General features: G+C 72.5%; 8 protein-coding genes and 1 pseudogene. 6 read left to right on the forward strand and 3 right to left on the reverse strand.

From position 1 onward, the window contains the following. Positions 1–44: 44 nt before the first annotated feature. The 5 genes and pseudogenes from G412_RS0109405 (at position 45) to G412_RS33730 (ending at position 4,533) form a co-directional block, all read left to right on the forward strand. Positions 45–836 (forward strand): metal-dependent hydrolase, encoded by a 792-nt coding sequence (locus G412_RS0109405; protein ID WP_028811882.1) that lies wholly within the window; start codon positions 45–47, stop codon positions 834–836. Between the two features lie 70 nt (positions 837–906). After that, a pseudogene (locus G412_RS33725) lies at positions 907–1,698 on the forward strand (flavin monoamine oxidase family protein); the annotation flags it as partial. Positions 1,699–1,885: 187 nt separating this feature from the next. Beyond that, on the forward strand, positions 1,886–2,275 hold the full coding sequence (locus G412_RS0109415) for a hypothetical protein (protein WP_028811883.1): 390 nt from the start codon (positions 1,886–1,888) through the stop codon (positions 2,273–2,275). A 114-nt stretch (positions 2,276–2,389) separates the two neighbouring features. After that, entirely contained in the window at positions 2,390–2,998 is a 609-nt protein-coding gene (locus G412_RS0109420; RefSeq protein ID WP_028811884.1) for a carbonic anhydrase, read from the forward strand. An 8-nt stretch (positions 2,999–3,006) separates the two neighbouring features. Further along, positions 3,007–4,533 carry a SulP family inorganic anion transporter gene (locus G412_RS33730; protein ID WP_037648241.1) on the forward strand — a complete coding sequence of 509 codons (1,527 nt, stop codon included), beginning with the start codon at positions 3,007–3,009 and terminating at the stop codon, positions 4,531–4,533. Positions 4,534–4,884: 351 nt separating this feature from the next. Here G412_RS33730 and G412_RS0109430 read toward each other — a convergent pair whose 3' ends face one another. Then, positions 4,885–6,666: an ABC transporter ATP-binding protein gene (locus tag G412_RS0109430; RefSeq protein ID WP_028811885.1), complete on the reverse strand. Its 1,782-nt coding sequence runs from the start codon at positions 6,664–6,666 to the stop codon at positions 4,885–4,887. Then, the gene (locus G412_RS0109435) at positions 6,663–8,516 is read right to left on the reverse strand and encodes an ABC transporter transmembrane domain-containing protein (RefSeq protein WP_028811886.1); all 1,854 of its coding nucleotides are present in this window, start codon (positions 8,514–8,516) and stop codon (positions 6,663–6,665) included. Before G412_RS0109435 ends, G412_RS0109430 begins: the two co-directional genes overlap by 4 nt. A gap of 157 nt (positions 8,517–8,673) precedes the next feature. Between G412_RS0109435 and G412_RS0109440 the strand changes: the two genes are divergently transcribed. After that, complete coding sequence (locus tag G412_RS0109440; protein ID WP_028811887.1) at positions 8,674–10,311, forward strand: peptide-N4-asparagine amidase; 1,638 nt, start codon at positions 8,674–8,676, stop codon at positions 10,309–10,311. A gap of 68 nt (positions 10,312–10,379) precedes the next feature. On the opposite strand, the gene G412_RS0109445 is transcribed toward G412_RS0109440, so the two are convergent. Beyond that, positions 10,380–13,319 carry an FAD-binding and (Fe-S)-binding domain-containing protein gene (locus tag G412_RS0109445; RefSeq protein WP_028811888.1) on the reverse strand — a complete coding sequence of 980 codons (2,940 nt, stop codon included), beginning with the start codon at positions 13,317–13,319 and terminating at the stop codon, positions 10,380–10,382. Positions 13,320–13,325 lie beyond the last annotated feature (6 nt).

The raw sequence follows: 13,325 nt of genomic DNA on the forward strand, positions 1-13,325 counted from the left end.
TCAACTGGGGCACACCACAAGAGCAAACGGGGCGGGGAACGACCATGATGGGACCGGCGCACTCACTGTCAGGAGCAGCGGCCTGGCTGGGGGTGGGGGCGGCGGCGGCCGCGGCCGGACACCCGATGCCCTGGCCGGTCCTCGCCGTCGGAGCCCTGATCTGCGCGGGCGCGGCGCTCGCTCCCGACCTCGACCACAAGTCCGCGACGATCTCGCGCGCCTTCGGACCCGTCTCGCGGAGCCTGTGCGAGATCGTCGACAAGCTGTCGTACGCCGTCTACAAGGCCACCAAGAAGCCCGGCGACCCGCGCAGGTCCGGCGGTCACCGCACCCTCACCCACACCTGGCTGTGGGCGGTCATGACCGGCGGCGGCGCGTCACTCGTGGCGTTCACCGGCGGCCGCTGGGCGGTGCTCGCGATCCTCTTCGTCCACCTGGTGCTGGCGGTGGAAGGTCTGCTGTGGCGGGCCGCCCGGATGTCCAGCGACGTCCTGGTGTGGCTGCTCGGCGCGACGAGTGCGTGGATTCTGGCCGGCGTACTGGACAAACCGGGCAACGGCGCCGACTGGCTGTTCACTGGCGACGGCCAGGAGTACCTGTGGCTCGGCCTGCCGATCGTGCTCGGCGCGCTGGTGCACGACATCGGCGACGCGCTCACGGTCTCCGGCTGCCCGATCCTGTGGCCCATCCCACTCGGCCGCAAGCGCTGGTACCCCATCGGGCCGCCGAAGGCGCTGCGGTTCCGCGCGGGAAGCTGGGTGGAGCTGAAGGTGCTGATGCCGGCGTTCATGCTGCTCGGGGGAGTGGGCGGCGCGGCGGCGCTCAACTTCATCTGACGCTTTCCGTTCGGGTGAACTCGGCCCCGGACCCGCTGCCGGGAGTACCAAGATCTAGTTCTTGAGATCCTCCGGCGACACCGCCATCGTCACCGTCCCCTTCTCCGGGCTGCGGCACGTGCAGGTCTCGCCCCAGCTCTCCTACGGCAAGCGCCGGGCCGTGTGCGAGGTGCACTACGACAGCGCGACCAAGGTCCTGCTCGAATTCAGCCGCCGCTGGTGGGAGATGAGCGAGGCGGACTGGAAGCGCGAGCTGAACGCCATGGAACCCGGCCTGTACGACGCCTACCGCAAGGGGCGGGTCCCGGACGACGGGCGGCTGCTCGGCGCCCACCCCTCCGTACCGCCCGGCTACCTCACTCAGGCGCAGCGCACCCACTACGCGGCGCACTGCTGGGTCTCCCGTGACCAGCCGGAGGCGGCGGAGGTCATCGGCGGCGGGTCGGTGACCGACAACCCGAACCGCTTCATGTTCAACCCGTCGCACCCCGTGCCGGGCAGCGACGGCGGCGTCGTACTCGCCTCGTACAGCTGGGCGGACGACGCCCGGCGCTGGGACTCCTACGACGACGAGGCCCGGTACGCGCTGGCGCTGCGCGGCATGCAGGAGGTGTACGGGCAGCGTCTTGAGGTGTTCTTCACTGGCGTCGGCCGCACCCAGAGCTGGCAGCGCGACCCGTACGCCTACGGGGAGGCGTCCGTCCTCCTGCCGGGACAGCACACCGAGATTTTCCCGGACATGCGTACCGCGGAAGGCCCGCTGCACTTCGCCGGCTGCCACACCTCGCTCAAGCCCGCCTGGATCGAGGGGGCGCTGGAGTCCGCGGTCCGCGTGGCGCTGGAGGTCCACGGCGGCCGCTGACGGTGTCACGTCGCGGGGAGACCGGCCGCGGATCCGGCCGGCCTCCCCCACAGCACGCACCGGGGTGCGATGTGACCCCGTTCGCGGAGAGTTAACACCGCTGTAAAGTACCGAGTTGTTGTTCGGTGCCTTCTCCTGGACACAATGGTGTCTGCACTCGACACCACGTCAGAGGGGAGGGGGAACCATGCTGCGGATCACCGCGGCCGTCAAGGCACTGCTGTTGGCGGTGTTCGCCCTGCTCTCCCTCACGGTCGCGACCGGCAACGCCGTCGCGGTGGCCTCCGCCGTGGGGCACGCGGCCGTCGCAGAGCCGGAGACGGCGCCGCCGGTGATCGGGCAGGGTTCCTGTTTGCCCGCCGACGCCGACACCCAGGCCCATCCGGGCCAGGCCCGCCGTGGGCAGCGGCCGGAGACGTACGCCCCCCAAGCGGCCGTCCACGTGGCCTGCGCACTGGCTTCCCCGCCCGCGGAGCTCGCGCGGCACACCCTGCCGGCCGATGACAACGCGCCGTACTGCCACGCCCCTTCCAGATCCGGGGACCTCCCCATCGCCCTCCAGAGATTCCGCTGCTGACACGGCCGTACGGACCGATCTCCCGCAGGCACTGAGCCGTACGGACCGGCTTTCCCGTATTACGCACCGATACGTCATCACGCCACTGTCATCGCTCCTGGAGGCGATCCCCCCATGCAGACCTTCATCGACCACGCCCGCTCCCTCGGCGAACGCATAGCGGCGCACGACGAGCAGCGCGAATGGTTCGGACAGCTGTCGGCCGGTCAGTCCCCGCAGGCGCTCTTCATCACCTGCTCCGACTCCCGCGTCGTCCCTTCCTTGATCACCGGCGCACGCCCCGGCGAGCTGTTCGAGCTGCGCACGGCGGGCAACGCGGTGCCCGGCTACCGGGCGGACCGGCCCAGCGGCGAGGCCGCGACCATCGAGTACGCGGTGAGCGTGCTCCAGGTTCCCGACATCGTGGTGTGCGGGCACTCCCACTGCGGGGCCGTCGGCGCGCGGGTACGCGGCGAGGACCTGCGGGCCGTACCGGCGGTCGCCGGCTGGCTGAACAGCCAGCTGCCGGACGACCTGAACGGACTCCACTCGGACGCGGACACGGAGGTGGCGGCGGCCGTTCAGCGCCACGTGCGCGAGCAGTTGGAGCGGCTGCGCGCCTACCCCTGTGTGGCGGAGCGCCTGGCCGCCGGACAACTGCGGCTGCACGGCTGGTACTACGCGGTGGGCACGGGACGCGTCCTGGCCCACCAGCCCGCCGCCGATGCCTTCCTCCCGCTGTGAGCGCCGGCATGAACCCCGTCACCAAGGCCGTCGCGAACCTCTTCCGCGGCCGGCGCGGTCCGGGCGACCTCCGGGCCGATTTCACCGCCTCGCTCGTCGTCTTCCTGGTGGCGGTGCCACTGTGCGTGGGTGTGGCCGTCGCCTCAGGCGTCCCCGCTGAACTCGGCCTCGTCACCGGGATCGTGGGCGGGCTCGTCACCGGGCTGCTGCCCGGCAGCAGCCTCCAGGTCAGCGGACCGGCCGCCGGAATGACCGTGCTCGTGTACGAGGCCGTGCAGGAGTACGGCATCGGCGCACTCGGCGTGATCGTGCTGGCCGCCGGGGTGCTGCAACTCCTCATGGGCGCCTTCCGGCTCGGCCGCTGGTTCCGGGCCATCTCGATCGCGGTGGTGCAGGGCATGCTCGCGGGCATCGGACTGGTGCTCATAGCCGGGCAGTTGTACGCGCTGGTCGACGCCGACGCACCGGCCGGCGGGCTCGCGAAGATCGGCGGCCTGCCGGGTCTCGCCGCCGACACCCTCGGGTCGGGCCCTGCCCTGGCGGCGCTCGGCATCGGGGCCGGCACGGTGCTGGTGCTGGTGCTGTGGCCGAGGATTCCGGCCGCGGCGCGCGTACTGCCCGCCCCGCTCGCGGCGGTCGCGCTGGCGACGGCGGCGGCGGTCGTCTTCGATCCGCCGGTCGCACGCGTGGAGGTCAAGGGGCTGCTGGACGTCGTACAGCCGCCGGCCCTCTCCGACTTCGCGGGACTCGCCGAGATCGGCCTGCTCGGCACAGTGATCGCCTTCACCCTGATCGCGTCGGCCGAGAGCCTGTTCAGCGCGGCCGCGGTGGACCGGCTGCACGACGGTCCGAGGACCGACTACGACAAGGAGCTCGTCGCCCAGGGCGCGGGCAACGCGGTGTGCGGGATGCTCGGCGCGCTGCCGATGACAGCGGTGATCGTACGCAGCTCCGCCAACCTGCAGGCCGGGGCGCGCACCAAGGCGTCCCGCGTGCTGCACGGTGTGTGGCTGCTCGTCTTCGCCGCGCTGTTTCCGGCGGCTCTCGGCGTGATTCCGGTGGCGGCGCTGGCCGGTGTGCTGGTGTACGCGGGCTGGAAGCTGATCCCGGTGAAGGAACTCGGGCCGCTGTGGCGGGAACACCGGGGTGAAGCGGTGGTGCTGGGGGCCACGGCGCTCTCGATCGTCGTGACCAACATGTTCGAAGGGGTACTGATCGGCCTGCTGCTGGCGGTCGCGAAGACGGCATGGGAGACGTCCCACGTCCACGTCGAGGTGTCCGGCGCCGACGAGAACGAGAACGCGAACGCGGACGACGACGAGCTGGGACCGGTGCGTGTCCGTGTGCTCGGCAACGCCACATTCCTGCGGCTGCCGAAGCTCCTCGACGAGCTGGAGGCGCTGCCCCGCGACCGGCTGATCGAACTCGACCTCTCGGGCCTGCGCCACGTGGACCACGCCTGCGGCGCGGCCCTGACGACCTGGGCGGACCGCCACAACGAAGCGGGCCTGAAACCCGTACGCGTCGCCGCCTGACCGCCCCTCCCCGCCCGCCGTCTCATCGCCGTACCGGCAGGAGGCCCACGACAGACCACCACCAACCGCCCCCTCCCACGAGACCGCCGACACCGCGCCGGCCTCGGAGGCCGCGTGGCTGCGAACGGTCTGCGCGTCACCGCGCCATCGGGGTAAGGCCCCGCAGGGGGGCGGTGCTGTGGGCGCGAGGCGCCACCCGCTCGCTGCCCCGCCCACTCGCCGGGCTGGGGCCCGCGGCGGGCTGCGCGTCGCGCGGGCCCCCGGCCCTCCGGCGCCCTCACGTGTCCGGGGCGGGGTCGGCGCGTACGCGCCAAGGTCGAGCCGCAGGCCGCGCCGTACGGCGGGGTGTCGTTAGCCGTGCCAGGAGTGCCAGAGTGCTGCGTACGCGCCGTTCGCCGCCACTAGTTCGTCGTGGCTGCCCAGTTCGCTGATCCGGCCTTCCTCGACCACCGCGATCACATCCGCGTCGTGCGCGGTGTGCAGCCGGTGGGCGATCGCCACGACCGTACGGCCGTCGAGGACGCGGGCCAGCGAGCGTTCCAGGTGGCGGGCCGCGCGCGGGTCCAGGAGTGACGTCGCCTCGTCCAGCACCAGCGTGTGCGGGTCCGCGAGTACCAGACGGGCCAGCGCGACCTGCTGCGCCTGCGCCGGGGTGAGCGCGTGGCCGCCCGAGCCGACCTCCGTGTCGAGGGCGTCGTCCAGCGCCCGCGCCCAGCCCTCCGCGTCGACCGCGCCGAGCGCCGCCCACAGCTCCGCGTCGTCCGCGCCGGTGCGGGCCAGCAGCAGGTTGTCGCGCAGGGTGCCCACGAAGACGTGGTGCTCCTGGTTGACCAGCGCCACGTGCTCGCGCACCCGCTCGGCCGGCATCCGCGACAACTCCGCGCCGCCCAGCGTCACTTCACCCGTACGCGGTGCGTAGATCCCCGCCAGCAGCCGGCCGAGGGTGGACTTCCCGGCGCCCGAAGGGCCGACCAGGGCCATCCGCGTTCCCGGCGCCACGTCCAGCGTCACCTGGTGCAGTACATCGACGTCCGCGCGGTACCCGAAGTGCACCGCGTCCGCCCGCACCGCACGCCCGTCCGGCGCGACGAGCCCGTCACCGGCGTCCGGCTGGATCTCCCGTACGCCGACGAGCCGGGCCAACGACACCTGCGCGACCTGGAGTTCGTCGTACCACCGCAGGATGAGGTTGACCGGGTCGACCAGCATCTGTGCGAGCAGGGCGCCCGTCGTGAGCTGGCCGACGTCGATCCAGCCCTCCAGGACGAAGACGCCGCCGATCAGCACGACCGAACACAGGATCGTCATGTGCGTGACACTGATGACGGGGAACAGCACCGACCGCAGCCACAGCGTGTACCGCTCCCACGCCGTCCACTCCCTGACCCGCCGCTCCGACAGGGCCACCCGGCGCGCGCCGAGGCGGTGCGCCTCGATGGTCCGCCCGGCGTCCACCGTCTCGGCGAGCATCGCGGCGACCGCCGCGTATCCCGCCGCCTCCGAGCGGTACGCCGACGGCGCCCGCTTGAAGTACCAGCGGCACCCGACGACCAGCACCGGCACGGCCACCAGTACGGCGAGTGCCAGCGGCGGGGCCGTGACGGTCAGGCCACCGATCAGCAGGCCCGCCCACACCACGCCGATGGCGAGCTGCGGCACGGCCTCGCGCATCGCGTTCGACAGCCGGTCGATGTCGGTGGTGATGCGCGACAGCAGATCGCCGGTGCCGGCCCGCTCCAGTACCCCCGGCGGCAGGCCCACCGACCGTACGAGGAAGTCCTCGCGCAGGTCGGCCAGCATCTCCTCGCCGAGCATCGCGGCCCGCAGCCGCATCCGGGCGGTGAACAGCGTCTGGACGAGCAGGGCGAGCGCGAAAATCGCCGCCGTACGCTCAAGGTGGAGCTCGCGCGCCCCGTCCGCCAGGTTCTCGACGAGCGAGCCCAGCAGGTAGGGGCCCGCCATCGAGGCGATGACGGCGACCGCGTTGAACGACACGAGCACGGCGAACGCCCCGCGGTGCCGCCGCATCAGCTCGCGCACGTAGGTCCGCACGGTCGCGGGACTGCCGACCGGCAGGGTCGTCGCCGACTGCGGTGCCGCCGGGTCGTACGCCGGTGGTGCCACGCCGATCATGCCGATTCCTCGATTTCTTCCAGTACGCCGTGTTCCCTGGCCCGCCCGATCGCGGCCTTCGCGGCGCTTTCGTCGTCTGTCTCGCGGGTGACGACCGCCCGGTACCGCGGGTCGGTGTGCAGCAGTTCGCGGTGCGTGCCGACCGCCGCGACCTCGCCCTCGTGGACGAGCACCACCCGGTCGGCCTGGTCGAGCACCAGCGGCGACGAGGCGAAGACGACGGTCGTACGTCCCGTACGCAGCCGCTTCACGCCCGCCGCGACCCGCGCCTCGGTGTGCGAGTCGACGGCCGAGGTCGGCTCGTCCAGGACGAGCACCTGCGGGTCGGTCACCAGTGACCGCGCCAGCGCCAGGCGCTGACGCTGGCCGCCGGAGAGCGAACGCCCGCGCTCGGTGATCCGGGTGCGCATCGGGTCGTCCGTGCTGTCCGCCGACGCCTGCGCGAGCGCCGCCAGTACGTCACCGCACTGCGCCGCGTCCAGCGCGTCCGCCGCCGCCACCTTCCCCGACGCCGGTACGTCGAGCAGCTCGGCGAGGGTGCCGGACATCAGCACCGGGTCCTTGTCCTGGACCAGGACGGCGCCCCGCGCGGTGATCAGCGGCAGGTCGTCGAGCGCCACCGCGCCGAGCAGCGCCGAAGGCGGCGTCTCGCCGGTTCCGGTATCGGCGGCGGTGTCCGAGGTGGCGTGGCCGCCGAGCCGTTCCGCCAGCATGCCCGCCATGTCGGGGTCCCCGCACACGACGGCGGTGAACCGGCCCTCGGGTGCCAGCAGTCCGGTGGCCGGGTCGTACAGGTCACCGGACGGGGTCTGTCCGGTGACCGGAACCGGTGCTTCGGTGCCTCGCGCGTTCGCCGTGCGCTCCAGCGACAGCACGCGCGCGGCCCGCTTGGCCGAGGGCCGCGAGAAGGAGTACGCCATGGCGATCTCCTCGAAGTGCCGGAGGGGATACAGCAGGAGCGTCACCGCGCTGTAGACGGTGACCAGTTCGCCGACGGCGATCCGTCCGTCGAGGGCGAGCTTCGCGCCGTACAGCACGACCGTGATCAGCAGCAGTCCCGGCAGCAGCACCTGGACCGCCGAGATGAGCGCCCACATGCGGGCGCTGCGCACGGCCGCCTTGCGTACCTCCTGCGAGGCGTCGCGGTAGCGGCCGAGGAACAGGTCCTCGCCGCCGATGCCGCGCAGTACGCGCAGACCCGCGACGGTGTCGGACGCCAGCTCGGTCGCCCTGCCCGCCATCTCGCGCTGGGCGTCGGCCCGCCGGGTCGCCTTCGGCAGCAACGGCAGCACGGCCAGGGCCAGTACGGGCACGCCGATGGCCACGACGATACCGAGTGCGGGCTGGTAGACCAGCAGCCCCACGCACACGACGACGAGCGTCAGTGCGGCGGCGGCGAAGCGCGAGAGCGCCTCGACGAACCAGCCGATCTTCTCGACGTCGCCGGTGGACACCGCGACGACTTCACCCGCCGCGACCCTGCGGGTCAGCGCCGAGCCCAGCTCCGCGGTCCTGCGGGCCAGCAGTTGCTGCACGCGCGCGGCGGCGGTGATCCAGTTGGTGACGGCGGTCCGGTGCAGCATGGTGTCGCCGAGGGCGATGGCCACACCCAGCAGGGCGATCAGCCCGGCGGCGAACGCCAGCCGGCTGCCGGATCTGTCGACCACGGCCTGTACGGCGAGTCCCACGCCCAGCGGCAGGGCCGCCACGCCGCACTGGTGCAGGAGCCCCCAGGAGAGCGACTTGAGCTGCCCGCCGAGCTGGTTCCGCCCGAGCCAGTAGAGGAATCGGGGCCCGGACCTGACGTCGGGGACGCCCGGATCGGGATACGGAAGATCGCGAATCTGCATGACGTCCCACGGTTCGGTGTACTGGCTGAAACCGTGCAAGGTTCGCGTTTTTCCACCAGAAGTGGCAATCGATTTATGAGCGCGGGGACACAGAACACGCCAAGATCCAACATCTCGCTCTGGCGCTCCGGTCCGTCCCGCGCTTCACTCCTGACGCATGAGAAGACCAAAAGTCATGTGCATGCTCGCGAGTCTTGCCCTGGCCGCCGGATCGGCGTTCGGAGCGGGGCAGGCCGGCGCGGCGACCGCGCCGAACGCGGCGCCGGCCCCCGTCGACCCGCCCGCCGAATTCGGCAGCGACTGGCACGATCCCGTCACCGCGGCGCCACCCGTCACCACCCCCGGCACCCGCTCCTGCCAAGTGACGGTCGCGCGGGCCCAGTTCCGTGACTTCACGCCGTACAAGGGCGGATACGCGCCCCCGAAGGAGTGCGGCGACCGGTGGAGCAAGGTGGTGCTCCGCCTCGAAGGCAAAGTCGCGGGCCGGCAGTACGACCGGCTCGGCCACCTGCACATCGGTGGGGTGGAGGTACTCCGCACCTCCACCCCGCAGCCCTCGCCCGAAGGCATCACCTGGTCCGTGGAGAAGGACGTCACGCGCTACAGCGACACCCTGCGCCGCGAGCAGCCCGTCGAGATGCTCATCGGCAACGTCGTCAACGAGACGTACACCGGCGTCATCGACGTCGAGGCGACCCTGACCTTCTACGCCGCCGAAGGCCGCACCAAGCCGGCCGCCACCCCGGACCGCGTCCTCACCCTCGACGGGCAGTCGCTCACCACCCCGCGCAACTCCGAGCGCATCCTCGCCGAGGTGTACGCGACGGGCTCGGGCGGCGGCTGCGAGGAGTACTGGTACCTGTCCGTCCCCGAGGAGGCGCCGTACTCCTGCATGACGCCCGACGGGCCCTACCGCGAGGTGCAGATCAAGATCGACGGGCAGCTCGCGGGCATCGCCGCGCCGTTCCCGACGGTCTGGACGGGCGGCTGGTCCAACCCCTTCCTCTGGTACGTGATCCCCGGCCCGCGCGCCTTCGACGTCAAGCCCGTCCAGTACGACCTGACGCCCTTCGCGGGCAGGCTCAATGACGGCCGCCCGCACCGCGTGGAGGTCTCGGTGGTGGGTGTTCCCGAGGGGCAGACCGGCTGGAGCACCCCGGTCAATGTGCTGGTGTGGCAGGACGAGGGCAGCGAGGTCGTCACGGGCGCGCTGACCCGGCACGACAATGGCGCCCCGGCCAACTCCTCGGCGTACACCGCGGGTTCGCAGCACCGCGTCGACACCAGGGGCGGCCACCGGCTCACCGTCTCCGGTCATGTGAACACCTCGCACGGCCGCGTCGTCACCACCGTCGACCGCACCCTCGCCCACACCTCCGTCCACCGCTGGACCGACGGCGCGGCCGCCAGCACCGACGCGCTCAAGGGCACATGGACGGACAACGAGACCGTCACCACCGACGGCCGCGGCCCGGCCACCGCCGTGCGCGCCCACCGCACGTACACGATGGACGGTACGACGACGCTGGGCGCCGGTGACCGGCTGCGCACCGTGCTCGCGCTCGGCGACCGAGCCGGCACGGCCACGGAGCGGGGCGGCAAGCGGGTGTCCTGGTCGTGGCTGGACGACGCGTACGAGGGCGACGCGACGTACACCGCGAACGTCCCGCGCGACCAGCGGCACGCCGTGGGCACGTCGAGCGAGCGCTACCGGCTGCACGGCACGGCCGGCTGCTACGACCGGAGCCTGAAGACGGCGCAGGGAACCGTGACGGAGGACCGGCTGCGCTGCTGACCCGCGCGCCCGCCGGGCACGGCACCGCCGCCGCTCCGCGCCCGCCCGGCCAGCGAGCTGATGACAAGTCAGGTCGCGGGCCGGGTCACGCGTTCGAGCTCCAGCAGCACGGACCGGTACGCGCGGCCCGTCGCGCGCTCCATCCCCACCTCGCACATCCGGTTCGCGCAGAGATACACGTCGTACTCGCGCGCCCCGACCTCCGCGGCCTCCCGCGCCGTAGCCGACTCCGTCAGCTCCGTGTGCAGCATCCCGCGGTCCCCGGCGAACGCGCAGCAGCGGACATCGTCCGGTACGACGACTTCCCCGGCGCACGCCCGGGCGACGGTGCGAAACCGCGCCTCGTCGCCCAAGTGGCGCATGGAACACGTCGGATGGAGGACGGCGGAGTCGGCCCTGCGCAGCACCGACAGGTGGGGGAGCAGCTCGTCGGCGGCCCAGGCGACCGAGTCGACGACGGTGAGCTCCGCGTGCAGTTCCCGGTTGGCGTCGGTGAGATACGGCACCACCTCGTGCGCGAGGCCCAGTGTGCAGGAGGACGCGTCGACGACCAGTGGCAGCGTGCCGCCCGCCGTCCACCCCCAGGCGGCCTCGACGATGCGGTTGGCCATGACGGTGTTGCCGGCCTCGTAGCCCTTCGAGTGCCAGATGGTCGCGCAGCAGGTGCCCGCGACATCGCCGGGGATCCACACCGGCTTTCCGGCGCGCTCCGACACGGCGACGACGGCCTGCGGGAGCGAGGGGCCCCAGTAGCGCTCCGGCTCACCGAAGACGCGGTTCACACAGGCCGGGTAGTAGACGGCGTGCGCGCCCGTGCGTGCGGTGCGGGGCAGGGGGCGGGCGGCGGGGCCCGGCATCTGCGGCAGCCACTGCGGCACCAGGTCGGGACGTACGGCCCTGCGCGCGAGACCCGTGGCCGCCTGGAGGAGCCGGTCGTCGAGGCGGTGCGCCGCCGCCACCGCGAGGCGCGCGGCGGTCTCGACCGCCTTGAATTGTCCGGCGGCCAGCGCCGCGATCCGTTCCTCGCGCGGCGAATGGCGGCGGTGCCTGAAGTCCTTCATCAGCGCGCCGGTGTCGATACCGACGGGGCACGCGAGCTTGCACGTCGAGTCCCCGGCGCACGTGTCCACCGCGTCGTAGCCGTACGCGTCGAGCAGACCGTCCTGGACCGGCGAACCGGCGGCCTGGCGCATCATCTCCCTGCGCAGCACGATGCGCTGGCGCGGAGTGGTCGTCAGATCGGTGCTGGGGCAGGTCGGTTCGCAGAAGCCGCACTCGATGCACGGGTCGGCGATCGGATCGACCCTGGGGATCGTTTTGAGGCCGCGCAGATGCGCCTCGGGGTCGCGGTCCAGGACGACGCGCGGCGCGAGGATTCCGGCGGGGTCGATCACCTGCTTCGTCCGCCACATGAGTTCCGTCGCCTTCGGTCCCCATTCCAGTTCGAGGAAGGGCGCGATGTTGCGGCCGGTGGCGTGCTCGGCCTTGAGCGAGCCGTCGAAGTGCTCGACGGTCAGCCGGCAGAAGTCGTCCATGAAGGCGGCGTAGCGCGCGACGTCCGCCGGGTCGGCGGCGTCGAATGCCAGCAGGAAGTGGAGGTTGCCGTGCGCGGCGTGGCCCGCCACGGCCGCGTCGAATCCGTGCCGGCCCTGGAGCCGCAGGAGGGCCTCGCAGGCCTCCGCGAGCCGCGACGGCGGTACGGCGAAGTCCTCGGTGATCAGGGTCGTACCGGCGGGGCGGGCGCCGCCTACCGCCGTGACGAACGCCTCGCGGGCCTTCCAGTACCCGGCGATCGTCCGCGCGTCACGGGTGAACGCATTCGTCACCGAGGCGACCGGGGCGGCGGGGGCGGCCGGTCCCAGCCGACTGAGCACCTCGGCCGCCGCCCGTTCGTACGCCTCCAGCCCCGCCTCGTCGGGCGCCCGGAACTCCACCAGCAGCGCCGTCGTCTCCCCGGGCAGCCGCGCCCAGTCCGCCGGTACGCCCTCGACGCTCACCGAGGCGCGCAGCGTATTGCCGTCCATCAGCTCCACGGCGACCGCCCCCGCGTCGGTGAAGCGCGGGGCGGCCGCGGCCGCCGCGGAGAGCGTGGGGAAGAAGAGCAGCGCGGCCGACAGCCTGCGGTCCAGCGGCAGCGTGTCGAAGACCACCTCGGAGATGAAGCCGAAGGTGCCCTGGGAGCCCACCATCAGGCCGCGCAGGATCTGCACGGGAGTCGCGCCGTCGAGGAAGGCGTCGAGCCGGTAGCCGTTGGTGTTCTTGATCTCGTACTTGGCACGGATACGGGCGGTCAGCTCCGCGTCCGCCTCGATCTCCGCCTTGATCGCCATGAGCCCCGCGCACAGGCCGGGTTCCGCGTGCGCCAGTTTCTCGTCGGCCGCCGGGTCCGCCGTGTCGACGACCGTGCCGGCCGGCAGCACGAAGGTGAGGGAGGCGACCGTGCGGTAGGAGTTGCGGGCGGTGCCCGCCGTCATGCCGGACGCGTTGTTCGCGACAACACCGCCGATCGTGCAGGCAAGGGCGCTCGCCGGGTCGGGGCCGAGGACGCGGCCGTGGCGCGCGAGGGAGGCGTTGGCCCGTACGACCGTCGTGCCCGGACGGATCCGCGCGCGGGCGCCGTCGTCCAGGACCTCGATGCCCGCCCAGTGGCGGCGCACGTCGACGAGGATGTCCTCGCCCTGGGCCTGGCCGTTGAGCGACGTGCCCGCCGCACGGAAGACGACCTCGCGGCCCCTGCGGTGGGCGTACGAGAGCACCGCCGAGATGTCGTCGAGGTTCTCGGCCACTACGACGACCCGCGGGACGAAACGGTACGGGCTGGCGTCGGACGCGTACCGCACGAGGTCGGAGACCTTCCACAGCACCTTGTCCGCACCGAGGAGCGCGGTCAGCTCGCCGCGCAGCGGCTCGGGTGAGCCGCCGGCCAGGGCGTCCGGCACTCGGTCCGGTGCGGGACCGTGCGGGGTGGCGGGGCGCAGCGATCCGGGGTCCGGCTCCAGCAGCGGCATTCAGGT

This window comes from Streptomyces flavidovirens DSM 40150 (assembly GCF_000429085.1).
GTDB classification, from domain to species: Bacteria; Actinomycetota; Actinomycetes; order Streptomycetales; family Streptomycetaceae; genus Streptomyces; species Streptomyces flavidovirens.